Origin of the sequence: Marinobacter halotolerans (assembly GCF_008795985.1) — a bacterium.
In the GTDB taxonomy this organism is placed as follows: domain Bacteria; phylum Pseudomonadota; class Gammaproteobacteria; order Pseudomonadales; family Oleiphilaceae; genus Marinobacter; species Marinobacter halotolerans.
The window spans coordinates 1,801,312-1,828,208 of record NZ_VMHP01000001.1 but is presented as its reverse complement, the minus strand read 5'-3'; the positions used below and the strand labels follow the sequence as shown (position 1 = coordinate 1,828,208).

The following is a 26,897-nucleotide window of genomic DNA, read 5'->3' as shown; positions in this document are numbered from 1 at the left end:
AAAAAACAGCAGGAAGCTATCGCGTGGAGAACCTTGTCCGCATCGCGCCTGGCGCACTCACCATTGGAAAGCCCCTGCCCTGGACAGTCTACGACGTCGACGGCAACGTGCTTTTACGCCAGGGCTATGTGATTCATAACGATGCCCAGCTTGAGCAACTGTTCGAGCGTGGACGGTTTCTGCCCCGCAAGATCGAGCGCCCGCCCGAAGAAGCACCCGAGGATGTTCGTGAACTCAATCCGTTTGCCGAATACCCGGTGCTTTTGCACACCCTGGAATCCGCCCTGAAAGCCGTCACTGATCAGGATCCGAGTGCCCAGAAAAGACTGCTGGGGCTGGGTCGCATCATTGATCAGATGTGCGACGCTTCCCCGGAGGCCAGCCTGGCGTTGGTTCATCTCTATTCCATCGAGCCGACGATCCATGAGCAGATCCTGTTCTATGCCATTCTCTGTCGGTTTACCGCGCGGCAGTTCGGGTTGGATGAAAAGCGCACCGCGGTTCTGATTGGCGCCGCGCTGACTGCGAACCTGGCCCTGGTGCCGATCGCCGACAAGCTGAACGCCTCCAACAAGGTTCTGACGGAAGACCAGCGTGCAGTGATTCGCAAGCATCCGGTGCGCAGCATCCAGGCACTGAAGGACGCAGGCATCACCAATTCCCTGTTGATGAAGATCATCGAACAGCACCATGAACAAGCCAATGGCAACGGTTATCCCTTCGGCCTGAGTGGCACGGAAATCCGGGGTGAAGCAGAAATCCTGGCGTTGGCCGAACGCTATGTCGCAAGCATTACGCGACGGGCCTATCGGCGGCGTATGAAGGTGACGGAAGCCCGCAAGCTGATCACCAACCTGGCAGGCAGCGGCGTGTTCCGGCCCGCCATCCCGAAAGCCCTGCTGAAGGTGCTGACCGACTACCCGCCGGGCACCCTGGTGAAATTACAGAATGAGGAAATCGCGGTAATTGTTGCACGGCCCAGAAGCACCCGCGGCCCGTTTGCCAGAGCAATCATTGGTCCCAGGGGCAACCGTTACAACGGCACCTTCGAGCGGGATTGCAGCAGGCTGGAATACGGTATTGTTGACGTGGAAATGCCCGAAGTGATGCCCTCCATGGACTTCGGGCAGATCTGGGGCTTCCACTAGCCGGGCAGCAGGCCAAGGGCCCGGGCGTGGTGGTCCAGATGCTCGTCGATAAACGAAGCAATAAAGAAATAGCTGTGATCGTAGCCCCGGCGCATGTGCAAGTGGATCGGGTGATGCACCTTCTCACAGGCGTCTGCCAGCGCTTCCGGATACAGCTGTTCTTCCAGGAAATTGTCGGCCGTGCCCTGATCAATCAGCAGCGGAAGGCGCTCCTTTGCGGTCGGAATCAGCAGTGTCGCATCCCATTCTGCCCAGGTGGCGGTATCACTGCCCAGGTACCCTTCAAAGGCCTTCTGACCCCAGGGGCAGACTGACGGATGGGATATCGGCGCAAACGCTGACACCGACTGATAGTGGCCAGGATTCTTCAGCGCAGCGATCAAGGCACCGTGTCCGCCCATGGAATGACCGCTGATTGAACGGGTTTCCATGACCGGCAGGTTGGATTCAATCACCTGCGGGATTTCCTTTACCACATAGTCGTACATGCGGTAGTGAGTGGCCCAGGGTTGCTGGGTGGCATTGACGTAGAAACCCGCCCCACTGCCAAAATCATAGCTTTCGTCTTCGCCGGGCAGGTTCACGCCCCGCGGACTGGTATCAGGGCACACAATGGCCATTCCCAGCTCTGCGGCGCGCTTCAGGGCCCCTGCCTTCTGCATGAAATTCTGATCGGTACAGGTCAGGCCAGACAGCCAGTAAAGCACGGGAACCTTGCGTGATTCGCTGCCGATGGCAGCGGGCGGCAGAAACACGGCAAACTCCATTTCACAGTCCAGCGCCGCCGAGCGGTGCCGGTACCGCCGATGTTCGCCGTTGAAACAGACATTTGTCGAAATCAGTTCCATGGTTACCTCATTGTGTTCAGAAAATGGCTAAGCGGTTTTTGGCACTTCGATACCACAGCCGACTTTTGCCAGCTCCGCCAGAATCGAGGTGCGGGTAACGATGCCAATCAACTTGCCGTGATCAATCACCGGATACACCTTGGGCTTGCCCGCCCCCAGATTCTGGGCCAGATCCACCACCGACATCTCGGGGGAAATGGTCAGCGGGTTGCGAAACATCACATCGTCCACCACCGGATCACCCTCGCGATGGTAATTACTGACCAGCAGGGCGTGAATGCAATCCTGCTCGGAAATGAAGCCGATGACCCGTCGGTGATCGTCAACCACCGGCAAGCCGGAAATATGGTTGTGCAGCAGGGTTTTGACCACTTTGGTCAACGGCGTCCCACAACGAACAGGTTCGATGTGGTTTGACATGACATCAGAGGCTTTCAGCGATTGCATGGGCAGACTCCCTCCCTCGGGGTTCGGATTCCGGTACTGCTCACTCTAAATATAGGTCATTTGATTCAGCTTGCGCGGTCCATGGTTTCGAAACTGATTTCAGCGAAACGCCCCAAAAGGGGCTCTGGCAGATCGTGACCCATGCCGTGAATCAGTTCCAGGCGGGCATGGGGGATCAGATAGCCCAGCTGTTTCGCCGCCGCCGGGCGCACCAGCGGATCGGCCAGGCCATGGATCACTGCCACCGGCTGCCGGATACGGCGCGTGGCCGAAGACAGGCTGCCGGTGGCCAGAATCGCACGGGTCTGGCGTAGAATACCAGCCGGGTTGTAGCTGCGCCGGAAGTTATAGGTGATACGTTCTCGCAAATCCTCGTCCCGGGCCGGAAAGCCGGGGCTCTGGATCAGCTTCCAGAAGTCCATGGATCGCTCAACGACGGTTTCCTCATCGCTACCCTTCTTGCCAACGCCTGCCAGCCGGACAATCAGCGAGGGCTTGGGCATCGGCAGCCGGGGGCTGTTGGTGGAAGTCATGATCAGGGTTGCCGAACGCACCCGTTCCGGCCAGGTTGCAGCCACCAGTTGGGAAATCATGCCGCCCATGGACACACCCACCAGGTGTGCGCTGGCCAGCCCCAGTGCATCCATCACGCCACAAACGTCCGCGGCCATCTCATGCAGTGTGTAGGGCGCCGAGATATTAAGCCCCATGCGGGCCTTGGCCATGACCGCCATAGGGTTGCCTTTCAGGCGGTTCCGCAGGTGGGACGACAAGCCAATGTCCCGGTTGTCGAAACGGATAACCCGGTAACCTTCCCGCACGTAGTGCTCAAGCAGCGCCTCGGGCCAGAGCGTCATCTGGGCGCCGAGCCCCATAACGAATATGACCGGTTCACCCCCGGGGTCACCGCGCGTTTCCACACAGAATTCCAGCTCGCCGACGTCTACAAAAAAGGCTTCCGGCTCTGCCGTGCCGGCTTGCCGTTCAAGTGTGCCGGTTACGGTTTCTCTCTGCGCATGGCTCATGCAATGTCACTCCGGATCTCTGTTACCATCAGGTTAACCCAGAGACTACTGATTTACACCAGCGCCGGCTGTTTACAGCTCAACAGGTCGGTCTACAATCAGAACAAGAGTCCTGTAAAACCTGATGACACGCCCCTTGGTTTTACAAACATCTGCCACCATAGTTATATGAACACGAACAAATGGATCGGCAAGTTATCAGGCCGGCATCGAACATTGTTATAAGGAGGAAAGACTATGACCTTACGATTGGGCGATACAGCACCGGATTTCGAGCAGGAATCCAGCGAAGGCACGATACGTTTTCACGATTGGCTTGGCGACGGCTGGGGCATTCTTTTCTCTCATCCGGCCGACTTCACGCCGGTATGCACCACCGAACTGGGTCTGACGGCCAAACTGAAAGACGAATTTGCCAAACGGAATGTGAAGGCGATTGCTTTGAGCGTTGATGCCGTTCCTTCCCACAAACAGTGGATAGAAGACATCAACGAAACCCAGGGTTGCACCGTCAACTTCCCGATCATTGCCGATGAGGACCGGAAGGTCTCTCAGCTTTATGACATGATCCACCCTAATGCGGATAGCAGCCTGACGGTTCGCTCGCTGTTCGTGATCGACCCGAACAAGAAAGTTCGCTTGATGATTACCTATCCGGCCAGTACCGGACGGAACTTCAACGAAGTGCTGAGGGTGGTTGATTCACTGCAGATGACCGACAACCACAAGGTGGCCACCCCGGGTAACTGGGAGAAAGGCGAAGACGTGGTGATCGTGCCGTCCCTGCAGGACGAGGAAGAGATCAACAAGCGCTTCCCGAAAGGCTACAAAGCGGTAAGGCCTTACCTGCGGATGACACCCGATCCCTCCGTTAACTGGAGCGGCGAATAACGGTTACTGGGTAACCAAAAAAAACCGGGCAAATGCCCGGTTTTTTTATGCCTGCGAAACCCTGCTCAGGCGATCAGAACGCCGGAACAACGGCCCCTTCATACTGGTTCAGAATGAATTCCCTGACCGCCTCCGAGGTGAGTACGTCTTCCAGCTTCTGCATCGCCTCGCTGTCCTTGTTATCCGGACGGGCCACCAGAATATTGACGTAGGGAGAATCCGACCCTTCGATAACCAGCGCGTCCTCGGTGGGGTTCAGGCCGGCTTCCAACGCGTAGTTGGTGTTGATCAGCGCGAGATCCACCTGGTTCAGAATCCGCGGCAGGGTCGCCGCTTCCAGTTCCTTGAATTCCAGGTTTTTCGGGTTGTTGGCAATATCCTGGGGTGTCGCCGTGATCTTGCTGCTGTCTTCCAGGGTGATCAGTCCGTGTTTCTGCAGCAGCAGAAGCGCGCGACCGCCGTTGGTGGGGTCGTTGGGAATGGCAACCACGGCACCATCCTGCAGTTCACCCAGTGAACTGATTCGGGTTGAGTAGGCTCCGAAAGGCTCAACGTGAACGCCAACCACCGATACCAGGCTGGTGCCACGGCCTTCATTGAAGGAGTCCAGGTAGGGCTGGTGCTGGAAGAAGTTGGCATCCATGTTCTTCTGGCTGACCTGGATATTGGGCTGGATATAGTCAGTGAACACCTTTACATCCAGTTCCACACCCTGCTCTGCCAACATCGGCTTCACATGCTCCAGTATCTCGGCATGGGGTACCGGCGTGGCTGCTACCGAAAGCTCTTCGGCAGCAACGGCACCGGACATTGTGGTCGCAGCGACCAGCGCTGCCAGTGTTTTCTTGAGATTCATAGATTGTTCTCCTGTTTTACTTCCGACTGAAATGGAGTACCAGACGATCACCGACCATCTGTAAAACCTGTACAAAAATCACCAGCAGCGCGACGGTAATGACCATCACGTCAGTCTGGAATCGTTGATAACCGAAGCGAATAGCCAGATCGCCCAGGCCACCGCCGCCGATAACGCCGGACATGGCGGCATAGGAAACCAGCGTAATGGCAGTAACGGTTATTCCGGCGATGAGACCGGGTAACGCTTCGGGTAACAGCGCGCCAAAAACAATCTGCCGAACGTTGGCGCCCATGGCCTGGGTGGCCTCGATAATGCCCCTGTCCACCTCCCGCATCGAGGTTTCCACCAGGCGGGCAAAAAACGGGGCACCACCGGCGACCAGGGGCGGGATGGCGCCGGCAACGCCCAGCGACGTGCCGATCAGCATCACGGTAAACGGGATCATCACAATCAGCAGGATAATAAACGGCACTGAACGCAGCACGTTTACGACAAAAGACAGCACCGCGTAGGCCACCGGCTGCTCCAGCAGCTGGCGCTTGCCGAACAGGAACAGCAGCACACCCACTGGCAGGCCGATCAGCACGCTGAACAGCAGGGAGGTACCCACCATGATCAGCGTGTCCCAGCTTGCCCAGCCAATCTGGCCCCAGTCCACGGTGTTCAGGCTCGTCAGTATGGCTTCCATCAGCGCAGCACCTCCACGTGAACATCGGCGGCTTTCAACGCATCCATGGCGACGCCCAGATCACCGCCCACCAGAGACAAAGTGAGCTGGCCGTAGGGTGTGTCCTTGATGTGGTCAATCCGGCCGGAAAGAATGCTGAAATCGACCCCGGACTCCCGGGCGACACTGCCCAAAAGCGGCGTGTAGGTGGATTCGCCCCGGAACGTCAGCCGCAGGATGCGGCCCTTGGCGTGTTCCAGATCCCGCTCCATGTCTTCTGGATCCAGGTGCTCGCTTTCAAACACGAAATCCCGGGTGGTGGGGTGTTTGGGGTGCAGGAACACATCACTGACTTTTCCCATTTCGACCACTTCGCCCGCGTCCATCACTGCAACCCGGTCGCAAACCCGGCGCACTACGTCCATTTCGTGGGTGATCAGCACAATGGTCAGCCCGAGTTCCTTGTTGATGTCCGCCAGCAGCCGCAACACCGACTGGGTGGTCTGTGGGTCCAGGGCGCTGGTGGCCTCGTCGCACAGCAGGATGGTGGGGCGGCAGGCCAGGGCCCGGGCAATGCCGACCCGCTGCTTCTGGCCACCGGAAAGCTGCGTTGGGTATTTGTTGGCCTGGTCAGCGAGGCTCACCCGTTTCAGCAGTTCGTCCACACGGTCGCGGATTTCCTGCCGGGAATAAATGCCCGCCAGCTTCATGGGAAAGGCAATGTTGTCGGCCACGGTTTTAGACGACAGAAGATTGAAATGCTGGAAAATCATTCCGACCTTGCGTCGGAACGCCCGTAGTTCCGACGAGCTATAACCTGTGATGTTCTCATCGTCGATCAGAATGCGGCCGCCCGTCGGCGGCTCGAGCAGATTGATCAGGCGCACCAGGGTGGACTTGCCGGCACCGGAGTGACCCACAATGCCGAAGATCTCGCCGGTATCGATGGTCAGGCTGGTCGGATGCAGGGCCGGTATCGCCTGCTCTTTCACCTGATAGGACTTCTGTACCTGGTCAAAAACAATCACGGGTTAACCCTGCCGATGCTTTGAAAGTCATTGGTAAAACCGGAAAGTATAAAGCAATCCACTGCCAAACCCGAGCGCATGGCCTTGGTAGATCCCCGTATGCAAATGACAAACAGACAGGTCCTTGCAGGGTGAACTAGAATGGAAACAAACCTAGTTTCATATTGGATACAACTTTGAGTACAGACACCGGCAATACCGCTACCAGAATGAATTCCACCAACGACTGGGTCACCTATCTCAGCAAGGTTGAGCTACCGGTTTTGGCGAACACCTTGCGGCGGATCGATGAGCTGACGGACAGCAGCAATAGCACCGTCAACGAGCTGGCCAATGTGATTCTGAACGATGCCCAGCTCACCTCCCAGGTTTTGCGGCTTTCCAATACCGTGTTCTACAACCAGACCCGCACCCAGGTAAGCACGGTCAGCCGGGCGATCACACTGATCGGGTTTGATGCGGTCAAATCCATGGCCATTTCCTCCCTGATTGTGGATTCACTACTCAAGCGCAATGACCGCCCGCACCTGCTGCACTGTCTGGCCCGTGCCATCCATGCGGCCGTGCAGGCCCGCTGCCTGCTACCCAGGCGTAATGAGCAGGCGCTGGAAGAGGTGTTTATCGGGGCCCTTCTGATGAACATCGGCGAGCTGGCGTTCTGGTCCTGCGACACTGAACAGGCGGCGGAACTGGAGCAGGCCCTGCGACTGGAAGAGCCCCCTGTGGACGCACAGAAACGCGTCCTTCATTCCACCTTTACCGAGATCACACGCGGGCTGGTGGAAGCCTGGTCCCTGGGGCCCTTTATCAAAGAGGTGGTGTCCGCAGGACGAGCCAACTCCAAAGCCGCCAGCCTGGTACGCCACTCGGTGGAAATGGCCAGGCTTTCCGAGCAGGGCTGGCGCGGTGCCGACATGGACAAAGCCCTGGAGGCCCTGGCCGAGGACATTGGCGAAGCCCCCGCCACCGTGCGGGACCGGGTGAAAGTCAATGCCGGGGAAGCCGCCCGGGTAGCCGTTTCACTGGGCATTCCCCAGGTGACTGCGTTGATGCCGGGCAGCCAGAATGACCAGAGCGCCAGCGTCCACCAGGCACCGGAAGTGGACCCCGCCCTGCAACTGCAGATCTTGCGGGACCTGACCAACACCCTGGCAGAAAAGCCGGACATCAACGAAGTGTGTCAGCTGGTTATCGAAGGCATCCACCGGGCGGTGGGTATGCAGCGGGTGGCCCTGCTGATGAGCGATCGCAGCGGGCACCAGCTGATCCCCCGCAAACTCGGCGGCAAGGGCACTGACACCTGGAAAGACAATTTCTCCGTTCCCCGGGACGGCACGGGGCCCTTGGGGGTGCTGCTGCCCCATGCACGCTGTTATATCTATCAACCAAAACGCGATGCCCAACCTGTCAGTTTTGACCGATGGCTGGGGCGGGTACCTGCACTGATCGCGCCGATCAAGGCCAAAGGCCGGCTGATCGGGCTGTTCTACGCGGACAACGCCGCGGCTGACTATGTGCCGTCCCAGGACCAGCTCACGGCGTTCGCGCATTTTGTGCAAAACGCCCAGCTATGTCTGACCCTGATGTCCGATCACTGACAGAGCATTAAAGCTCATAGAGCGTCGCCACATGGAGTATCGGACCCGTGGGCGCGCCGGTGGGGGAGCCGCCCACCGGCTCCAGGCTTATGGCCAGGGTTCGGCTGTTGGCCAGCAGCGCCCGGGTTCTGTCATCCAGGGTAATCTGATAGGTCGCGCCCACCGGAATAACACCCAGTGATACCGGCTGGCCATCCCCGGGCACAATCCAGAGCTCGTAATCTTTTCCAAGCTCGGCGGCGGTTGCTGCCACAGGCCGCAACTTCAGGCTTCGACTGGTTTCAGAGCCACTGACCAGCCAGAGAGGATCCGACACATTGGCCTGAACAATGGCACCGGAAAGCCGCTCATCCGGCTGCGGGTCTGGCTGCTGCACCAGAATCACCGCAAGAATCAGCGCAGCCGCCGTGGCCATCAGGCTCCAGCCCGGCAGCAGCCAGCCCCCCGGACTGTCATTGGCCGCGCCCCTGGCGCTTACCACGCAGGGCCAGAGCCTTGCCTCGATACCTCTCCAGACAGAGTCTGGTGGGGCCCGGTCATGCACACGATCGCCCAGCTGGCCCAGTTTCTGCTCCCAGAACCAGACTTCTTCCCGCACCCGGACAGATTCCATCATCCAGCGCTCAAATCGCCGGCGCGCGGACCCGATCAGGGACCCCAGAACGTATTCCGCTGCCAGTGCTTCTATTCTTTCCGGTGTCTTTTTCATTGTTCCAGGCACCTTTTCAGAGCCATGAGGCCACGGCGAATCCAGCTTTTCACCGTGCCAACGGGAGAGCTCAGGGCAACCGCCAGTTCATCGTGGGTCAGTCCGCGATAGTAGGACAGCAGGATGGTGTCGCGCTGGGATTCCGACAGTTCATCAAGACAACCCGTCAATGCCTCTGCACCAGCTGACCGCAACGACTGATCCAGCGGGCCTTCACGCTGATCGGCCACCGACTCCAGAGCGTCGTCACCATCGGTGGCCCGGGTTTTTCGGGAGCGCATCAGATCCAGCGTACGGTAGCGGGCAATGGTCATCATCCAGCTCAGCGGCGCCCCGCGATCGTTATGGTATTCCGCTGCCCGGTGCCAGATCTGCACAAACGCATCCTGCACAGCCTCTTCTGCCAGGTCCTGTTGCCTGGCAAGTTTCAGGCACAGGCCGAACATACGCCCTGAAATTTTCTCATACAGGCGCTGAAACGCTTGCCTGTCCTCTCGGGCAACCGCCACCAGCAGCCCTGTTAGTTCGTCCTGCTCGATCTCAATGGCCATAGATCCGTATCCGTCGAAGGTTGATTTGCCGTTCTGGTTGAACGAGCTACGGATCAGCCCTGGCGGAAGTTGCAGCGCGGACGCTTTTGAACAATTTTTTGCAATCGCTGCAACTCTGCAATGCCCCACCCCGTACCTGGATTTGAACAACACAACGTTGTGAACAACAAACACGACAGAAGGACATTGCAATGAATACATTTCTGAAACGCTCCGGTCTGGCAGTTGCTGTGGCCGGCCTGTGTGTCACCACTGGCCTGAGCCAGGCCTCCAGTCACAGGGAAGCACCGTTTATTACGGAAATGCCCAAAGTGGACGGCACCGATTTCTACATGTTCCGCAGCTATGAAAGCGGCCGCGCGGACTTCACTACCCTGATTGCGAACTACCTGCCTTTGCAGGACGCCTATGGCGGGCCGAACTATTTCGACCTGGACGAGGACGCCATCTATGAAATCCACATCGACAACTCCGGCAACGCCCGGGAAGACCTGACGTTCCGCTTCCAGTTCTCCGACACGCTGAACGATATCCAGCTGCCGGTAGGCGAGGCAGGTAGCGAGCAAATGGTATCTGTGCCGCTCAAGAACATTGGCGACGCCACAAATCCGGCGAACGTCCAGCTAAGCCAGGAGTACACCGTCTCGGTGGTTCGTGGCGACCGGCGCACCGGCACCGTGGAAACCATTACCAACGTCACCACCGGCATGGGCACGTTTGACAAGCCACTGGACAATATCGGCAACAAGTCCTTCGCCGATTATGCCGCTTACGCCAACAACCACGTATTCGAAATGGCAATTCCCGGCTGTGCCACAAACGGCAGGGTGTTTGTCGGTCAGCGGAAGGAAGCGTTCGCGGTCAACCTTGGCGAGATCTTCGATCTGGTCAACACCAATCCTCTCGGCCCCCGCAATGCGGAGACCAACGATCTGGCCGACAAGAACGTCACTTCCTTTGCTCTGGAAGTGCCCACAAGCTGTCTGACCGATACCGCTGCCAACGCCGATGACCAGCCCATCATTGGTGCCTGGACAACCGCAAGCGTGCGTCAGGCTCGCGTAATCAACCCGGCACCCAGCAAAAGTGGAAAGGGAGCGACAGTCGAAGGCGGCGCCTATACGCAGGTATCCCGCCTCGGCATGCCTCTGGTCAATGAAGTGGTTATCGGCCTGAAGGACAAGGACCTGTTTAACGCCAGTGAGCCCAAGGACGACTCTCAGTTCGCCACTTATGTGACCCACCCGACTCTGCCTGAACTGCTGGAAATCCTGTTCAGTGGCGCCGGTGCCGAAGCTCCCAATAACTTCCCGCGGGCCGATCTGGTCGCTGCCTTCCTGACCGGTGTACCTGCAAACATGCCCGTCGGTGTGCAGCCATCGGAGATGGTGCGCCTGAACACAGCAGTCGCACCTACGGCCCTCGATTCGCAAAACGATCTTGGCTTTGTTGCCGGAGACCTGGCCGGTTTCCCGAACGGCCGTCGCCCCTATGACGACGTGGTCGATGTGGCGCTTCGCGTGTCCATGGGAGCACTGGTTGATGGCGCTCCCAACCAGAATACGCCGTTTACAGATGGCGTTCAGTTGGCTGCAGACCCGACCACACTGTCTGACGAGTATGAATCCTTCCCTTACCTGATTACGCCCATTCCCGGTGCCGTCACAAACTAAGAGGAGGTCAGACATGAAAGGTTTACTCAACCTTGCAGCGCTCTCAACGCTCACCTTACTGCTGACAGGCTGCTTTGACGGCTCCAGCAACAGTGGCGATACCCGACCCGACCCGGCTGTGGATTTCACAACGTTTGTAGCGAGTGAGATACAGAATACCGACGACACCCGGGAACCGGTGGACATCAATGATCAGGAGTTCAGCTTCAATGATCAGAATAACGAGCAGGCTTTCGATGACCTGTTTACTCAGTAAAACCCCAGGCCGTTCCCGCGTTTCGCGGGCTCCGGCCGTTTTGTCTTCCGCCCTTCGGGGCGGCTTTTTTCGCCTGTGTGTGACGGGCTGTCTCGGCCTCTGGTTCTTATCGGCCAGCGCCGGACCGTCTGCCATCAACACCCGGTTTGAAGACCAACAGATTCTGGTGACACTGCCGGAGCCTTCATTGTCAACGACTGTGGCACCCACTGACCCGGAGCGGCTCGAGGATCTGGTCCAGGCCCAGGTACAACGGGCCAGGAGCACCGGCGACCCGCGTTTTCTGGGCTATGCCGAAGGCCTGCTACAACAATGGCAGGGCAAGCCCACCGCCCGTTTGAAAGTACTCCAGGCCACTATTGACCAGAGCAACCACCGCTTTGACGTTGCCCGTGAACGGCTCACCGACATTATTCGCAACGGCGATAATGGGCGGCAGTCACTCCAGGCGCGGCTCATGCTGGCCAATATTCATCTGGTTCAGGGGCGATACGATGCGGCGGCCGACCATTGCGCGCAACTGCGCCAGCAAATGCCCGGCCTGATCGCTGCGAGCTGCCAGGCCCAGACCATGGCCCGAACGGGCCAGCCAGAGACCGCCTATCAGCAACTGCAAGAGCTGGTGACGCAAACGCGTCATTCCGGCAGAACCGAAAGTGCCTGGGCGGAAGGCACTCTCGGCGATATTGCGGCACAGCTGGGTGATCCGGCGGCCGAATCCCACTGGCGGTCCGTACTTGCAGCCGACCCGGATGACCTTTACACCCGGGCGCAACTGGCAGAATGGTACCTAAATCAATCAGCTCTGAAGCAGACACTCGCACTGACTGAAGGTTACGAATCCGTGGATTCCCTCGCAGTGATCCGCGCGATTGCCCTGAAAGCGGCCGGCAACAGCGATGCCGAGCGCCTGGCCAGGGTCATTGAGGAGCGCTTTCAAGAGGCCCAGTGGCGGGGCAACCTCCTGCACAAGCGGGATTTCGCGCGCTTCCAGCTTGATGTTGTTGGCAATTCGAGCGCTGCCCTGAAGTCGGCCGCCGCCAACTGGCAGGGCCAACGTGAGCCCGCCGACACCCGCCTGTTTCTGCGTGCCGCCAATGCGGCTAACGCTGATGCAAAGATTCAGACCCTGCGCACCTGGCTGGCTGAGAACAACCAGCGGGATGCCCGTTATCCGGAGACCCGCCCGTGAATCGTCGCCCCGTAATGGTCAGCCTGTTATGGCTGATGAGCCTGATCCTTCTGCCGTTCTCGGCAGCCGCTCATAAGGCCAGTGACAGTTTTATCTACCTGAATCAGGACCGCTCAGAGCTTCGGCTGGACATTGCGCTAAGGGATCTGGCCCGGGTACTGCCACTGGACGGCAATAACGACCAGACCCTGACAGGCGGGGAATTGCGGTCCGGCCGCGGGCAAATCACCCGTTATGTGGAATCGGGGCTGACGCTTGCCAATCCGTCTGGAATCTGTGTCCTGAGCGGCCAGACCTGGGGGCTAGCCAGCCATAGTGACGGCCCGTACGCGGCGGCTGTTTACAGTGTTCAGTGCCCGAATGGCAAAGTTCCGACCACGCTTGACTACCAGCTGTTGTTCAAAGAGGACCCGCTGCACAGGGGACTGCTGAGCATAACCCGCGAGGGCAGCGAAACCCTGGCGGTGCTTTCCCCTGACCAGTTTTCGCGGTCGCTGACGGGTCCGTCGTCCCCGCTGAATCTGTTCGGCACTTTTGTCTACGAAGGCGTTATTCATCTGCTGATCGGGCTGGATCACATCCTGTTTCTGCTGGTACTGATGCTTCCGGCCACCCTCAGAGGCAGGGCGCAAGGGCAGGAATACAGTCTCAAACAGCGCATCTGGCAACTCACCGGCATCGTTACAGCGTTTACGGTCGCCCACTCCATCACTCTTGGTTTGGCGGCCCTGGATCTGGTCCGTTTGCCCATCGCCTGGGTTGAAACCATTATTGCACTGTCTATTGCCCTGGCGGCGCTGAACGTGGCCTGGCCAGTGCTCGGTCGCAAAACCTGGAAACTGGCGTTCGGGTTCGGACTGGTTCACGGCTTCGGGTTCGCCAGCGTACTGGGGGATCTGACCAGTGGACTGGAACAGACGGCGCTGGCCCTGGCGGGCTTTAATATCGGCGTGGAGGCCGGGCAGATCGCCCTGCTGTTACTGGTGTTTCCGGTGCTTTATCTGTGGGGAAAAACCGGCCATTACGGCCGATTTGTGGTGCCGATGGTATTGGTAGCAACGGGCGCACTCAGCCTTTATTGGGTGGCCGAGCGCGCCACAGCCATTTAGATGCTAGTGCAGAGCCCGCATCTGGCGCGGATAGAGTGCCGCGCTGACTTCGGGCTCTTCCAGCATGTCCGCCAGTTCCCGATCCACTTCGGTTTCTTCGCCTTCGTCCGGCAATGGCTCGAACAGGGTGTTGAGCCAGGAAGTAACCGAGGGGGCCTCGTCCCGACCGTATTCCGTCGACAAGGCCTTGATGCGCCGGAAGCCTATGATCCGCTGGTGTTTGGGGTCACGGATCTGTTCGAACCCGCGCCAGTAGATACGATCACGGGTATGAAGCTGAACAAACAGCGTATCGATCGGCTCCGCAGGATCTTCGCCACGCACGGGCTCTTCGAATTCAGACTCGGAATCCTCGGCTTTCAGCGTTTCCGGCTCATCGTGTTCAACCACCGTGGCGGCCGGTTTCTTGTTACGGATGGTGGTCCAGGCCGGGTAGAGCACGGCAACCGCATCGGCTTCCACGTGCTCGCGGGCCGCACGAAGGATCAATCCCCAGCGGGCCTTATCGGCATCGGTTTCAAGAGAGTTAATAGGCAGATCGTAGCTTTGCTCGCTGGACAGTACGATTGCCATCATCGGGGCGTCGAGCTCCCCCATGGCTTCGGCCTGTGCTACAGACACCAGTTCGTCGATTGCCATCGGTTGGTTCATACTTCACTCGCCTCCTCGATGCCATCAGGGTCTTACAGGAAGAAAGGGTCTTCCTGTCTCACAGCATAGACTGTTCCTGCCATAAAGATAAACGTGAAACTGACAAGTCCGGATCACAAGAGGGATTCCAGCTTTTCATACTGGCCAAACCAGGGGTTGGCTTCTTCAAGCTGTGCTGCCAGTTGAAGCAGCAGATCCTCGGCTCCGTGGGGGGCACCAAACTGAACACCAACCGGCAGGCCGTCCGTACTCCAGTTCAGTGGCACCGACATGGCCGGTGTTCCTGTCAGATTCGCTAGTTGAGTAAATGGGGTTCTTGCCAGACTTTCCAAGGCCATCTGGTCAACCTGGCCACTACGATGGACCATTTTCCCGGCATTTAGTTTCAACATCATTTTCATCGCGAACTGTAGATGGGCCGGTGTGTCCAGTTCGCCGATCTTTGCCGGCATCTGGCCCGCCGTCGGGCAGAGATACATATCGTAACTTTCAAAATACGCACCCAGTGCCCGGGAAAAGTCGTTCCACTGCTGACGACGCCGGACATATTCCGGCAGGGGCAGGGTGCGGCCCAGCATGCCCAGCACGCGTGTATCCAGTTCGAAATCGGAATCGCGGGCACCCAGTTCCGTGCGGGCATAATCCATCAGGGTGGACACTTCGCCAAAGTAGAGCCCAAGGTAACAGCGGGCTAGCGCCAGGCCATCAAAATCGGGGCGGGCGTACTCCACCGTGTGGCCGAGATTCTCCAGAACCCGCGCCGCCTCTTCCACCGCGTCCACGCATTCCTGGGCCACGGCCGTGTCATAGGGGGATGAGGTAAAAATACCAATGCGAAGGGGTCTGGGAGATTGCTGCATCAGCTCGCTGTAGGGGGCCGGCGGCTGGGGAATCCGGAAGGGGTCGCCAACAGTGGGCCCCGCCAGAACGTCCAGCATGGCCGCGCTGTCCCTGACCGTGCGGGTTACCACGTGATCCATGGAAGCACCGGTCCACCCCTCGCCGGAAAATGGTCCAGCAGAGATACGTCCCCGGGACGGCTTCAGGCCAAACAGACCGCTGTAGGCGGCGGGAATCCGGATCGAACCGCCACCATCGTTGGCCCCGGCCATGGGCACGATACCGGCCGCCACTGCCGCCGCAGAGCCACCACTGGAGCCGCCCGGCGTGAGCTCGGTATTCCAGGCATTGCGGGTTGGCCCCCAGAGCTGTGATTCGGTTACACCTTTGAGGCCGAACTCGGGGGTGGCGGTGCGGCCCAGAAAAACCAGCCCACCCGCCCGGGCACGGCGAACATATTCCGAGTCCTGGCTGGCAATGTTATTTTTCAGGCTGCGGCTTCCATAGGTGCAGGGGTGGCCCTGTTGCTGCTGCATCAGATCTTTAAGCAGCATTGGTACGCCACAGAAGGTACTATCGGGAGGACAGGGTTGGGCCTGTGCTTCCTTGAACTGGGGGTGACAAATGGCATTCAGCCGGTCGTTTACCGCTGATGCGCGTTCAATGGCCGCATCACACACTTCACGGGCGGTTACTTCCTTGCGGCGGATCAGGTCAGCAAGCGCGACGGCATCAAATCGAAGGTATTCGGATTGCTTCATGAGGATTTCCGTTTTTTGTTGTGTTCTGAAAGCATCAATGGCGCTCGTCATTATTGCACCCGCCGCGTGGGCGAGCGAGCCGCCTGCGCCGGGAAAGAACTGGGTCACGATTGTCCAGGATTCTCCCTACTGGGTCAGCCAGGGAGTTTATAACAACATAACCACCATCCGCCGCTGGGTGCTCAAGGAACGTGGTTACTGTTCCGAGCCTGACCGCCATATCCTGTTTGATCGTCGCGGTAAATTTCTCGGCTATATCCAGGACGGGCCAACGAAACAGGCTACCCAGACACTGCTCAACGAGACAAGAGCCGCTTACGCCAAAAAAGACAGGGTGACAGCCTGGGCACCCGGCGGCCCGGGGAACACCGGTTACCCGTTTGCCCTTTCCTGCAGCCAGCCCCACGTCAACCTGTCCGAAGCGGTTGATCGCTATCTGGGCCGAGCAGAACCGGACCGCCTCTGGGGCACCTGGGATGACCTGAACTTTGCGTCCCGGGAGGATCCGGGGTCGCTGCATCAGGCGTTGCTGTATGTCCACAAAACCCGGCTTTCCCAGCAGCGGCTGGACCTGCCGGATTCGCTACCCCGGTACCTGGGCGGCCAGATACTGATTGAAAGCAGTGCCAATCCCCAGGCCCATTCCATCGCCGATGCCAAAGGCATTCTGCAACTGTCACCCTCGGCGCTATCAGACTGTCGCATCAAGCCCGCCAACTACTGGCACCGACTGGCACAGGTAGATTGCGCCCTACGCCTGATGCAGCAGAACGCCCGTAACCTGAAGCCGGCTTTCACAGAACGGTTCGGCCATTTGCCGTCCGAAAAACAGGACAAGCTTTTCACCCTGTTACTGGTTCAGGCCTATCACGGAGGCGTTGGACGGGTGGTCTCGCTGCTGGAGGATGAGGAACTGTCGCAACCGGCAGCCTATTTCGCCCGCGAACACGAGAATTTCAGCGCCGGCGACATCCTGTTCGGCATGATTTTCCACAACCTGGGACGGGAGCGGCTCGGGCTCGCGTCGCTCTACTACGTGGCCGACGTGCAACTGGCCGTTGAAGCACTTTGCGCAACGCAGACATTGAAAACCGATGCCTTCTGCCAATAGGCATTGTGCTGTGCGACATTTACCCGATTGCATTGGGCGAGGGCTGCTTTCATTATGCAGATATTACATTGCGCTTGAGGTAGCTCGTCATGTCTGAAGTAATCGGTGGCGGTGGCAAGAAGGTACTCTACACCCTGGCAACCGTCCGCCGGATCGGCTTGCTGAATTCGGCCAAGGCACTGAAAGCCCGTAACGCCTGCAAGGCCTGCGGTCTTGGCATGGGTGGCCAGCTTGGGGGCATGACCAACGAAAAGCGCGAGTACCCGTCCGTCTGCAACAAGAGCATTCAGGCGCAATCCACCGATATCCAGCCGCCCATCCCCCGGGAAATCTTTGACCATCCGGTTGCCGAACTCAGGCAACTGAGCGCCCTTGAGCTGGAAAACCTCGGGCGACTGAATTTTCCGCTCTTTAAAGCGAAAGACAGCAACTATTTCAGGCCGCTGACCTGGGTCGAGGCCTACAAGCTGGCGGCGGAACGATTTGCGGCATCGCCGCCGGAAAAAAGTTTTTTCTACTGCTCCGGACGCTCCTCCAACGAAGCGGGCTTTCTGCTGCATCTGTTCGCCCGCCTTTACGGCACCAATAACGTAAACAACTGCTCCTATTATTGCCACCAGGCCACCGGTATCGGCCTCAAGTCCACGATTGGCGCAGGGACCTCAACCGTGGAACTGGACGACCTGGCCCAGTGCGATCTGTTGTTTGTGATTGGCGCCAACCCCGCATCCAACCACCCCCGACTGATTCACCAGCTCAAGGGCATCCGCGACCGCGGCGGTGATGTTGTGGTGATCAATCCCGCGCGTGAGCCGGGACTGGTGCGATTTGCCGTTCCCAAAAGCCCCTCGTCGATGCTCAGCGGCGGCACAGAGATCGCCTCCTATTACCTGCAACCCAATATCGCCAGCGATCTCTGGACCCTCAAGGGTATCGCCAAGGGTGTGCTGGAACTGGGCGCTGAAGATCCGGAATTTATCCAGGCTCATACCGAGGGCTTTGAAGACTTCCGCAAAGATATCGAAACAATCTCCTGGTCCGACATTGAAAAGCACACTCAGTTGAACCGGGCCGATATCGAAACCGTCAGCCGGGTCTACGCCAGCGCCCGCAGCGCGGTGTTCGCCTGGGGTATGGGCATTACCCATCACCTTTCCGGCAGTGACAATGTGGAATACATTGCCAACCTAACATTGCTTCGCGGCATGGTGGGTAAAAGAGCAGCCGGCCTGCTGCCCCTCCGGGGCCACAGCAATGTCCAGGGCGTGGGAACCATCGGCGTGAAACCGGTACTGGCTGGCGAAGTAATCGCCGCGCTGGAGAAGCACCTTGGTGTCAGGCTGCCAACCGGGCGGGGCATGGACACCATGGCCTGCCTGGAAGCTGCAGAGGAAGGCCGGATTGATAATGCGCTGATCATGGGGGGCAACCTCTACAGCGCCACCCCGGACAGCCCCTGGGCTGAACAGGCTCTGGACCGGGTCGGGTTCAAGCTGTTTCTGACCACCACGCTGAACCAGGGCCATCTTCATGGTAGCGACCACAGTGAATCACTGATTCTGCCAGTCACTGCCCGGGATGAAGAGTTCGAGCCCACCACCCAGGAATCCATGTTCAACTATGTGCGCCTCAGCGATGGCGGCATCAAGCGCCTGGACAATGTCAGGCCGGAATCGCAGATTCTGGCCTCACTTGCCGGGCGGCTGATCGACAAAACCGTCTTTGATTTTGACAGGTTCGCCAGCCACAGCAGCATCCGCAAAGCCATCGCCGCCTGCATTCCGGGCATGGAAGACCTTGAAGACATAGACAAAGCCAAAAAAGAGTTTCACATCCGCAAACGCATCATGCACAAACCGGAGTTTCGTACTGAATCCGGAAAGGCCCGGTTTGTCACCCACCACACCGCAGCCCCCGACCAGGTGGCTGATTACCCGTTCAAACTGATGACGGTGCGTTCCGAGGGCCAGTTCAATTCGATCATTTATGAGGAAACCGACAGCTACCGCAGTGTCACGCAACGATCCACGGTGCTGATGAACGCTGAGGATATGGCCCAGCTGTCTCTGAAGGAAGGTGACCTGGTAAGCATGAAATCCCGGACCGGCATCATGCATAACCTGGCCGTGAAGACATTTCACCTGCCCAGGGGCAACCTGATGACGTATTATCCGGAGGCAAACGTGCTCGTGAGCCGGGATCGCGACCCCCGCAGTCAAACACCGGCGTTCAAATCCATCAGCGTCGCACTCGACCCCGAAAACGTCATTCCCACTACCTGATTAACCCAGCAACGGAGCCTGAGTGGAACTTGCCCTTCTACCCGAAAGCCTGAGCCCGGCCCTCGCCGGTGCGCTGATGCTGGGTTCGATTGTCACCTCCATGATCACCGCCAGCCTGGGTGCCGGTGGGGGCCTGCTGCTGTTGGTGTTGATGGCCTTATGGATTCCCCCGGCGGCAATTATACCGGTGCACGGCATGATCCAGATGGGGTCAAATGTCGGGAGGGCCAGCCTGACCTGGCGGCATACCGACTGGCGGGCTATTGCCGCTTTTGCGCCGGGCGTCGTGGTCGGCGCTGGCTTGGGTGCCTGGCTGCTGGTGGATCTGCCGGAACATATCTGGCAGCTGACCATTGCCTGCTTTGTACTCTATCTATGTTGGGGACCTGCGTTGCCCAGAGGCGCGTTCGGGCCCCCGGGCATTTTTATCGCCTCGGCATTGACCAGCTTTGTAAGCCTGTTCGTCGGCGCGACCGGGCCACTGGTTGCTGCATTTATCAAGCAGATGCACGAAGATCGATTTAAAACCGTGGCCACCTTTGCCACCGCCATGAGCCTGCAGCACGCCCCCAAGGCCCTGGTCTTCGGCCTGGCCGGGTTCGTGTTCCATGAATGGGTGTTCTTCATGCTGGCGATGATTGCATTCGGCTTTGTCGGCACCTGGATCGGTCTGCACCTGCTGAGGAACATCCAGAACGAGACTTTCCGGCTAATTTTCAATATTTTGCTGACGCTCCTGGCTCTGAGACTGCTATGGCAGGCGGTACAGTCATTCACCGGCGGGTGAGGGCGTGACAATCACACGGTTGCGACCCTGGGCCTTGGCCGCATAGGTGCCCTCGTCAGCCCGGGCCAGGGCCTCACGAATACTGGAATCGGAGCTGGCCAGGGCTGTCAGCCCGATGCTGGCGGTAACACCAAAATAGCGGCCATCCTGTTCCAACCGCAACGCTTCGATGCCACTGCGAATTTTCTCCGCCAGATCTTCCGCCCGCGCCATGCCGCAGGTCGGCAGAATAATGCCAAATTCGTCGCCGCCAAGTCGGGCCACCGTATCGGACTGACGGACCGTACTAACCAGCAGTTCGGAAAGCTGTATCAGCAGATCATCCCCTAGCAGGTGGCCTCCTTCATCGTTGACTGGTTTGAAATAATCCAGGTCGATCAACATCAGAATGCTTTCATTGGTACGGGCGGACATCTCGGTCAGACAGCGGATCAGTGATGCGTTAAAGGCGCGACGATTGAGTAGGCCAGTAAGGCTGTCGTGAGTAGCTTCCCATGACAAACGCTGCTCTTCCTGGCGTCGCTCGCTGTCGTCCCTAATCACAAAAACCACCCGGTGCCGTTCCGTATCCGGCCTGAGGTGAAGCACCGTGAGATCCACATCAAAGCTCTGCCCATTGGCGTTATGAAGGGTGACATAAAGGTTGTCCCGGTCCGCGCCGCTGAGAAACTCCTCGGCCGGCCGTTCCTGGTCGTCGTCAGAGATTCTGACCTGATCAAAGAAATTTTCGCCTTCGCCGATGCTTTCCAGACCCATGAATTGCGCGACGGCGGCGTTGGCGTAGCGGATCGCACCACCGGTATCCGTCATCAGCACGCCCTCCTGAAGTACCCCGAGAATGCTCTCGGCACGGGCCTGTTCTTCCGCCAGCTGGCTCTCGATCTCCAGCTCGCGGGTAATATCACGTACGACGGTGACGGTACCCAGTGTTTTTTCTTCAGTCTCGATCACTGCGGTCATTACGTCAGCCCAGACCAGACCCTTGCTGAGACTCCTGAGGCGGAACCGCGCCCGGAAAATGGCCCGGTCGCGAAGCGCCTGACGCCAGGCTTCCAGAGCGCCTGCCTGATCCTCCTCGTATACACCCTGGATCAGTGTGGTCTGTTGCAGATCGTTGGAGGCGACACCCACGATCTGTTCAAACGCCGGATTGGCAAATTCGATTCGGCCCAGCACGTCCGTCTGCACGATCCCGATCGGCGCGCTTCTGGTCAGGGAACGGAAGAAGGCCTCACGCTCGGCGAGGGAGGCCAGCACTTCATCCCGTTCTTCCATCACGGTATTGAAGGTTTCCGCGACCTGCCGTATTTCAATACCGCCGATTTCGTCCACTGGCCGCGTGCGGACACCCAGGTGACGATCGCTGATCTGGATACCCAGAAGCTTCAGCGGCGCCATCAGCCGCCGGAATACCATCAGAGCCATGGGAACGACCAGCAGCAGAACCCCAAGCAGCACCAGGATGAAGCTGTCGGTCAGCCGATAGGCCGGCGCGTAAGCCTCCCTGGCGGGCCACACAGCCGCCACATACCAGGGCACCTGGGATAGCTGCCGGACCGCCGTAATTGTTTCGACGCCGAGGGAATTACGGGTCAGCGTCGCCCCCTCAAAACCGGCCATAGCCTCTTTGATAACGGGACTTTCCAGCTGTACCGGCACCATCGAACTCCCGGTGCGGCCATGGGTCAGCACGATACCGCCGCGGGTGGCAACGGTGACATAGCCGGTTTTGCCCACCTCGATACCGCTGGATTCGCTCATGAAATTGTCTCCCTCCAGCAGGACCGCGCCGGCAATCACGCCGATAAACCGCTGACGGTGATCAAACACCGGCGCCGTCATCATCACCGCCGGTTTATCCTGGTACCGAGAGATAAACGGGTCACTGATAATCGGGGTGAGCTGGTTGGAGGTCTGGATGAAGTAGGGGCGCGACGCCACGTTCAGGCCAATAGGCGCATATTTCTGGGGATAGCCGGCGATAAGATCGCCATTGGCTCCGAACAGGAAAACAACATCGAACAGATGCTGAAGCCCGACATATCGTCGGACAAATACTTCGCCACGGTTGTGGAGCACCTCGGCTGTCATGGTGAGATTCTGGGCGACATGGGCCAGGGTATCGCGGCGCCGGGACAGGCGGGTGTCGAGATCACCGGCTATCAGCTCTGCGATGGTCGAAAGCTGCTGGCGCGCCTGGGCTTCCAACTCGGCACGGGAAGCCAGGGAGCCGAAAATCACCACAATCAGCGCCGCCAATACAATACCGGCGGTCATGAAAATGACCGCCCGGTTCACCAGGCTGGCTAACCATCGCTTGATCAGGATCGGCATTCAAACGCTCCAATCAGTGCCTTCAGTGCAATGGCCCGAAAGCAACGAAATTGGCGGCAAAAAGTGGTCAGCGGAAACATAGCGGTAGTCTAACAGAGTCCGGGAGAGACGATGATTACGGGCTTGTGATACCTAATGATAATCATTACTATTATGTTCTGTATTTGATTTGGAGCCGCAATGTTTCAGGCACTGATTTCCGGCGAGCTGTTCTCATCCGGTCCCCTCGGCGAACTCATCGACATGGGTGGTCCCGTCATGGTTGTGCTGATCACCATGGCCATCGCAGGCACCATTACCTTCGTCTACCTCATGCTATACGGCGCACTCTATGCACCGCGGCAGACCCGTGGCCTGCGCCAGGCCGTCAAGCAGTGGAAATCGGGGCCAAACCGTAAAGTCACTGACCAGCTCCTTGCCCGGACCCGCGGCCTCAACCGCCTGAACCCGCTGAATCAGCTGGTGCTAATGGTCATGGATCGCAAACTGCGGAAAGAATCTGCCGAGCACATTCGGGAAGCCGTTGCGCAGAAAGCCCAGCTTGCCCTCACGCCCTTTGAAGCACCTTTAAAAATCATCGAAGTCATTGCCGCGCTGGCGCCCCTGCTCGGGCTTCTGGGTACGGTCGTGGGCATGATGGAGGCCTTTAGCACCATGGCTGCTGCCGAAGGCAGAGCCAGTGCCTCACAGTTGAGCGGCGGCATTTACCAGGCGCTGACTACCACCGCTGCAGGCCTGGTCGTGGCTATTCCCTTCGCCGCCCTGGCGGCCTGGATTGAATTCCGACTGCGCCGCCTGCAGACCAACCTGAACCTGGTTCTGATGGACACGCTGATGGCCGCCCCCGCCACGGCAGATCCCACAACCGAGACACCGGTTCAAAAGCCCACAACCAGCACCAACCAGCCAGCTGCGAAACCCATCGAGCCCGAGGTGGACTGGCAGGGCCATCAGGCCGTGGCCAATGCTGTTCGTTGAACCCCGCCCGGCAAGACCACTGGCCATAAGAATGACACCACTGATCGACGTGGTGTTCATTCTGCTGGTTTTTTTCATGCTGACCACCCGGCTTCTGCCGGTCAATCTGCTGGAAGTGAGCACCGGCGTTCAATCCGAATCCGGTGGATCGCAGGGTGAGCCGGTGCCGGAAGTACAGATCATGCCCGGCGAAACCCTGCGGTGGAATCAACAAAGCTACTCGCTGGATGATCTGGTACGGCAATTGGCGGCAGAAGGGGTCAGCCGCGTCCATCTGACGTCCTCTCCCGACGCTACGGTCCATGACTTTACCTTGGCCCTCAGCACGCTCGGAAATCACGGTATCGAACCACGATGGATGCGCAACGAAAACGGTGATGGTTTGCGATGAAAGACTTTGTCACTGCGCCCCTTACCCCCCGTAAGTCGCTGCTGGACCGGGTGGAAGACGCGCTTCTGCCGCTGATCAACCTGGTTTTTCTGCTTTTGATGTTCTTTATCGTGGCCGGTCAAATGCAGGACCGGGCCCTGCCGACATTGCCCGGCACCGCCAGTGAAACCGGAAGCGACCGGCCGCGGGCGGACCTGGTGGTAATGGCTTCCGGTGACTGGCAGGTCGAAGGTCAGACAGTGGCCGCCGCCAATCTGGCCGAACATCTGCCTGATGCAGAAAGCAAACCGTCGCTGACCGTCGGGGCCGACGCCGGTACTTCAATGAAGGATCTTGAATCACTTTTCAGCACCCTGGCCGACGCCGGCTATGCGGATGTTGTGCTGCTGACAGAGCCGGCAGGATCATGAACCAGTCTGGGCTGATACGTTGGCTCTTGCTGGCGGTGGCCGTTGTCGTCACCTTCAGCACGCTGGTTCTGGCTTTGCCGTCCGAAACGCCGAAGCTTGCCCTTCAGGGAGCCGACCTGGTCAATCAGGCGCCTGCCGTGAGAATAAAACTGACCAGCCCGAGTACCCCCAAGGCGCCGGCCCCGCAGTCGGAGAAACCCGAGGCTGCGCCGGAACCCGAGCCGAAGCCCAAACCTGAACCAAAACCTGAACCAAAACCTGAGCCCGAACCAGAACCAGAACCAAAGCCTGAACCCGAGCTGAAGCCCGAACCCAAGTCGGCACCCGAGCCGGAAACAACAAATGACGTTGCCAGGGCAGAACCGGAAAAAGCCGTCGATGCGGCACAGGACCCGACGGAAAAACAGGCAGAGCAGGAAAATCTCAGTCAGCAGGTGGAGCTGACGGCGGGCAATTCCGCAGCTGTCGACAGCTACCTCACGAAACTGAGTCGCCACCTGAGCCGGTTCTATGAGTATCCACGTCGGTCCCGCCGGCTGGGCCAGGAAGGTTCCCCGATCATCGTGTTCGAATTCAGCCGCAGCGGTGATCTGCTGCGGCATTCCCTGGGCCAGTCATCCAGCCATAAACTGCTGGATGAAGCCGCCCTGGACATGCTCAAAGCCGCAGAACCGCTGCCCGAGGTGCCGGAGTCCATGAAGGGCGAAACCTTCACCTACGCTCTGCCAGTGCGCTTCAGCCTACGCTGAGCAATTTCTTGCCCGGCCAGCAAGTTCTCGCCCCGAAATCAGCAAGGAATTGCCTGTCATCCGGGCACTCGCCCCAAGAAATTCATTACTTGCTGTTTTATAGGGACTTTTAATATTGGCACGCCCTTTGTAATGGTCTTTGTGTCCAGGGAACACCCGTGGGACACCTAATCATTCACACGTCATGGAGCAGACTAATGCCAACTCCTTGTTATATCAGCATCGAAGGCCAGACTCAGGGCAACATCACCGCCGGCGCATTCACTTCCGATTCCGTAGGCAACATCTACGTTGAAGGTCACGAAGACGAAGTGCTGGTTCAGGAATTCAGCCACGTTGTAACCGTTCCGACTGATCCCCAGTCCGGCCAGCCTTCCGGCCAGCGCGTTCACAAGCCGTTCAAGTTCACCTCTGCGCTGAACAAAGCCACCCCGCTTATGTACAACGCACTGGCCTCCGGCGAAATGCTGCCCAAGGTCGAGCTGAAGTGGTACCGCACCTCTGTTGAAGGCAAGCAGGAGCACTTCTTCTCCACCATCCTGGAAGATGCCACCATCATCGACATCAACTGCAACATGCCCCACTGCCAGGACGCTGCCAGCGCTGACTTCACCCAGCTGGTCACCGCTTCCCTATCCTACCGTAAGATCACCTGGGAACACGCTGTTGCCGGTACTTCCGGTGGCGACGACTGGCGTGCTCCGGTCGAGGCGTAATTTTAGCCTCAGTAACAGAGAGGGAGCGGCAACCGCCCTCCCTTTCAAACTATCAAAAGGAGCTTGATAGTGAGTGACGTTAATCTCACTGAGGAAGAAGTTGCTTCGGTGAAAGCAATCATCACGGCCTTTTACGGTGAACGGCTTGCGAGCCGTTACCACGCAGGGAGCATAACCGCTGAGACCGTGGAGCTTACGGCACAGCTCATTACTGGAACCGAAATTTGCAGCAAATGGATTGACGCTGTTCCAAACCCCAAGGATCTTCTGGCTCCAACTAACAGCATCCGTAAGTGGGCAATTCGCGTAATCAGGGCTGCCGGAGAACCATTTGTACGTGGTAACATCGAAATCAATTTCACCTGCAAGGTTACCCGCGGACTACAGTTCAGAAGCCCGATAGAAGCCTCTTTACGGTAAACATGGACGTATCAAGACGATGAGATTCGCACTATTAATCATTTTTTCTCTGATCCTTACGGGATGCGCCTCTACATCATCAGTGAAGTTCTCACCGAGCGAGAATTACGCTGTATCGGTGCAGTCAAACTTATTCGATGCGGTCCGCGTCGCCAACAATGACATAACCCTATTCAGTGACGGAAAGGCTCTCGGGTTCATCCGTGTGGAAACAGTTCCCGCCGATGCCCCGTCGACATCAGAGTTCATCAACACCCTCAGATCGGCATCAGAGTCTGAATCCGTCGAGACTCAAGCACTCGGACTGTATCCGGGCTTCGAAGGGTTTTCTGCTAAGGTTCGTGGCTATGAAACGGGCTACTTTATAGATGAGGAAAATCCGAGTTCCATGCTCATCTTCAGCTTTCCAGATGACACGTTTGAAAAAGTAGCGAAGACAATTTCTTCTGGCATCTGAGCCGTTTCC

The 26,897-nt window shown here is 58.4% G+C and carries 28 protein-coding genes; 17 read left to right on the top strand and 11 right to left on the bottom strand.

All coding sequences use genetic code 11. From position 1 onward, the window contains the following. Positions 1-23: 23 nt before the first annotated feature. Positions 24-1,148: an HD-GYP domain-containing protein gene (locus FPL19_RS08455; RefSeq protein ID WP_150911998.1), complete on the top strand. Its 1,125-nt coding sequence runs from the start codon at positions 24-26 to the stop codon at positions 1,146-1,148. On the opposite strand, the gene fghA is transcribed toward FPL19_RS08455, so the two are convergent. The 3 genes from fghA to FPL19_RS08440 form a co-directional block, all read right to left on the bottom strand. After that, complete coding sequence (gene fghA, locus FPL19_RS08450; RefSeq protein WP_150911997.1) at positions 1,145-1,996, bottom strand: S-formylglutathione hydrolase; 852 nt, start codon at positions 1,994-1,996, stop codon at positions 1,145-1,147. The two genes, FPL19_RS08455 and fghA, sit on opposite strands and share 4 nt — an antisense overlap. 27 nt (positions 1,997-2,023) lie before the next feature. Continuing rightward, complete coding sequence (locus FPL19_RS08445; protein ID WP_150911996.1) at positions 2,024-2,443, bottom strand: CBS domain-containing protein; 420 nt, start codon at positions 2,441-2,443, stop codon at positions 2,024-2,026. Between the two features lie 65 nt (positions 2,444-2,508). Beyond that, a complete protein-coding gene (locus tag FPL19_RS08440; RefSeq protein ID WP_150911995.1) occupies positions 2,509-3,468 on the bottom strand; it encodes an alpha/beta fold hydrolase in 960 nt (319 codons plus the stop codon). Between the two features lie 237 nt (positions 3,469-3,705). Between FPL19_RS08440 and FPL19_RS08435 the strand changes: the two genes are divergently transcribed. After that, entirely contained in the window at positions 3,706-4,359 is a 654-nt protein-coding gene (locus FPL19_RS08435) for a peroxiredoxin (RefSeq protein ID WP_150911994.1), read from the top strand. A 73-nt stretch (positions 4,360-4,432) separates the two neighbouring features. Here the strand turns inward: FPL19_RS08435 and FPL19_RS08430 are convergent, their stop codons facing one another. The 3 genes from FPL19_RS08430 to FPL19_RS08420 are packed head-to-tail and all read right to left on the bottom strand — an operon-like array spanning position 4,433 to position 6,913. Continuing rightward, on the bottom strand, positions 4,433-5,215 hold the full coding sequence (locus FPL19_RS08430) for a MetQ/NlpA family ABC transporter substrate-binding protein (RefSeq protein WP_150911993.1): 783 nt from the start codon (positions 5,213-5,215) through the stop codon (positions 4,433-4,435). A 16-nt stretch (positions 5,216-5,231) separates the two neighbouring features. Further along, on the bottom strand, positions 5,232-5,906 hold the full coding sequence (locus tag FPL19_RS08425; RefSeq protein WP_150911992.1) for a methionine ABC transporter permease: 675 nt from the start codon (positions 5,904-5,906) through the stop codon (positions 5,232-5,234). Further along, positions 5,906-6,913 (bottom strand): methionine ABC transporter ATP-binding protein, encoded by a 1,008-nt coding sequence (locus FPL19_RS08420; RefSeq protein ID WP_150911991.1) that lies wholly within the window; start codon positions 6,911-6,913, stop codon positions 5,906-5,908. Before FPL19_RS08420 ends, FPL19_RS08425 begins: the two co-directional genes overlap by 1 nt. Before the next feature lie 176 nt (positions 6,914-7,089). Between FPL19_RS08420 and FPL19_RS08415 the strand changes: the two genes are divergently transcribed. Next, complete coding sequence (locus FPL19_RS08415; protein ID WP_225314343.1) at positions 7,090-8,511, top strand: HDOD domain-containing protein; 1,422 nt, start codon at positions 7,090-7,092, stop codon at positions 8,509-8,511. 7 nt (positions 8,512-8,518) lie between these two features. Here FPL19_RS08415 and FPL19_RS08410 read toward each other — a convergent pair whose 3' ends face one another. Both FPL19_RS08410 and FPL19_RS08405 read right to left on the bottom strand, forming a co-directional pair. Further along, positions 8,519-9,220: an anti-sigma factor gene (locus tag FPL19_RS08410; RefSeq protein ID WP_150911990.1), complete on the bottom strand. Its 702-nt coding sequence runs from the start codon at positions 9,218-9,220 to the stop codon at positions 8,519-8,521. After that, positions 9,217-9,771, bottom strand: a complete 555-nt coding sequence (locus tag FPL19_RS08405; protein WP_150911989.1) for a sigma-70 family RNA polymerase sigma factor — start codon at positions 9,769-9,771, stop codon at positions 9,217-9,219. The genes FPL19_RS08410 and FPL19_RS08405 overlap by 4 nt, the downstream gene beginning before the upstream one ends. A gap of 191 nt (positions 9,772-9,962) precedes the next feature. On the opposite strand from FPL19_RS08405, the gene FPL19_RS08400 reads away from it, so the two are divergent. The 4 genes from FPL19_RS08400 to FPL19_RS08385 all read left to right on the top strand — a co-directional run bounded on the left by FPL19_RS08400 (position 9,963) and on the right by FPL19_RS08385 (position 14,001). Continuing rightward, positions 9,963-11,444: a DUF4331 domain-containing protein gene (locus FPL19_RS08400; RefSeq protein WP_150911988.1), complete on the top strand. Its 1,482-nt coding sequence runs from the start codon at positions 9,963-9,965 to the stop codon at positions 11,442-11,444. 13 nt (positions 11,445-11,457) lie between these two features. After that, a complete protein-coding gene (locus tag FPL19_RS08395) occupies positions 11,458-11,700 on the top strand; it encodes a hypothetical protein (protein ID WP_150911987.1) in 243 nt (80 codons plus the stop codon). Positions 11,701-11,887: 187 nt separating this feature from the next. Then, the gene (locus tag FPL19_RS08390; protein WP_150911986.1) at positions 11,888-12,892 is read left to right on the top strand and encodes a tetratricopeptide repeat protein; all 1,005 of its coding nucleotides are present in this window, start codon (positions 11,888-11,890) and stop codon (positions 12,890-12,892) included. After that, positions 12,889-14,001: a HupE/UreJ family protein gene (locus tag FPL19_RS08385; RefSeq protein ID WP_225314342.1), complete on the top strand. Its 1,113-nt coding sequence runs from the start codon at positions 12,889-12,891 to the stop codon at positions 13,999-14,001. Before FPL19_RS08390 ends, FPL19_RS08385 begins: the two co-directional genes overlap by 4 nt. 3 nt (positions 14,002-14,004) lie before the next feature. Here FPL19_RS08385 and FPL19_RS08380 read toward each other — a convergent pair whose 3' ends face one another. Together FPL19_RS08380 and FPL19_RS08375 are read right to left on the bottom strand one after the other, a co-directional pair. Next, positions 14,005-14,652 (bottom strand): hypothetical protein, encoded by a 648-nt coding sequence (locus FPL19_RS08380; RefSeq protein WP_150911985.1) that lies wholly within the window; start codon positions 14,650-14,652, stop codon positions 14,005-14,007. A gap of 113 nt (positions 14,653-14,765) precedes the next feature. Beyond that, positions 14,766-16,253 (bottom strand): amidase, encoded by a 1,488-nt coding sequence (locus FPL19_RS08375; protein WP_150911984.1) that lies wholly within the window; start codon positions 16,251-16,253, stop codon positions 14,766-14,768. A gap of 37 nt (positions 16,254-16,290) precedes the next feature. On the opposite strand from FPL19_RS08375, the gene FPL19_RS08370 reads away from it, so the two are divergent. From FPL19_RS08370 to FPL19_RS08360, 3 genes are all read left to right on the top strand, one after another. Further along, positions 16,291-17,364, top strand: coding sequence for a hypothetical protein (locus FPL19_RS08370; RefSeq protein WP_191965239.1), 1,074 nt, complete (start codon positions 16,291-16,293; stop codon positions 17,362-17,364). 89 nt (positions 17,365-17,453) lie between these two features. Then, positions 17,454-19,646, top strand: a complete 2,193-nt coding sequence (locus FPL19_RS08365) for an FdhF/YdeP family oxidoreductase (protein WP_150911983.1) — start codon at positions 17,454-17,456, stop codon at positions 19,644-19,646. A gap of 22 nt (positions 19,647-19,668) precedes the next feature. Next, positions 19,669-20,433 (top strand): sulfite exporter TauE/SafE family protein, encoded by a 765-nt coding sequence (locus tag FPL19_RS08360; RefSeq protein WP_150911982.1) that lies wholly within the window; start codon positions 19,669-19,671, stop codon positions 20,431-20,433. On the opposite strand, the gene FPL19_RS08355 is transcribed toward FPL19_RS08360, so the two are convergent. Continuing rightward, a complete protein-coding gene (locus FPL19_RS08355) occupies positions 20,416-22,767 on the bottom strand; it encodes a sensor domain-containing diguanylate cyclase (RefSeq protein WP_191965238.1) in 2,352 nt (783 codons plus the stop codon). The two genes, FPL19_RS08360 and FPL19_RS08355, sit on opposite strands and share 18 nt — an antisense overlap. Positions 22,768-22,947: 180 nt before the next feature. On the opposite strand from FPL19_RS08355, the gene FPL19_RS08350 reads away from it, so the two are divergent. From FPL19_RS08350 to FPL19_RS08320, 7 genes are all read left to right on the top strand, one after another. Beyond that, a complete protein-coding gene (locus FPL19_RS08350) occupies positions 22,948-23,745 on the top strand; it encodes a MotA/TolQ/ExbB proton channel family protein (RefSeq protein ID WP_150911981.1) in 798 nt (265 codons plus the stop codon). Further along, positions 23,732-24,136, top strand: a complete 405-nt coding sequence (locus FPL19_RS08345) for an ExbD/TolR family protein (protein ID WP_150911980.1) — start codon at positions 23,732-23,734, stop codon at positions 24,134-24,136. Before FPL19_RS08350 ends, FPL19_RS08345 begins: the two co-directional genes overlap by 14 nt. Next, positions 24,133-24,546, top strand: a complete 414-nt coding sequence (locus FPL19_RS08340; RefSeq protein ID WP_150911979.1) for an ExbD/TolR family protein — start codon at positions 24,133-24,135, stop codon at positions 24,544-24,546. Before FPL19_RS08345 ends, FPL19_RS08340 begins: the two co-directional genes overlap by 4 nt. Next, complete coding sequence (locus FPL19_RS08335; RefSeq protein ID WP_150911978.1) at positions 24,543-25,295, top strand: energy transducer TonB; 753 nt, start codon at positions 24,543-24,545, stop codon at positions 25,293-25,295. The genes FPL19_RS08340 and FPL19_RS08335 overlap by 4 nt, the downstream gene beginning before the upstream one ends. 197 nt (positions 25,296-25,492) lie before the next feature. Continuing rightward, complete coding sequence (locus tag FPL19_RS08330; RefSeq protein ID WP_150911977.1) at positions 25,493-26,011, top strand: Hcp family type VI secretion system effector; 519 nt, start codon at positions 25,493-25,495, stop codon at positions 26,009-26,011. Positions 26,012-26,080: 69 nt separating this feature from the next. Next, the gene (locus tag FPL19_RS08325; RefSeq protein WP_150911976.1) at positions 26,081-26,431 is read left to right on the top strand and encodes a hypothetical protein; all 351 of its coding nucleotides are present in this window, start codon (positions 26,081-26,083) and stop codon (positions 26,429-26,431) included. A 19-nt stretch (positions 26,432-26,450) separates the two neighbouring features. Then, positions 26,451-26,888, top strand: a complete 438-nt coding sequence (locus tag FPL19_RS08320) for a hypothetical protein (RefSeq protein WP_150911975.1) — start codon at positions 26,451-26,453, stop codon at positions 26,886-26,888. Positions 26,889-26,897 lie beyond the last annotated feature (9 nt).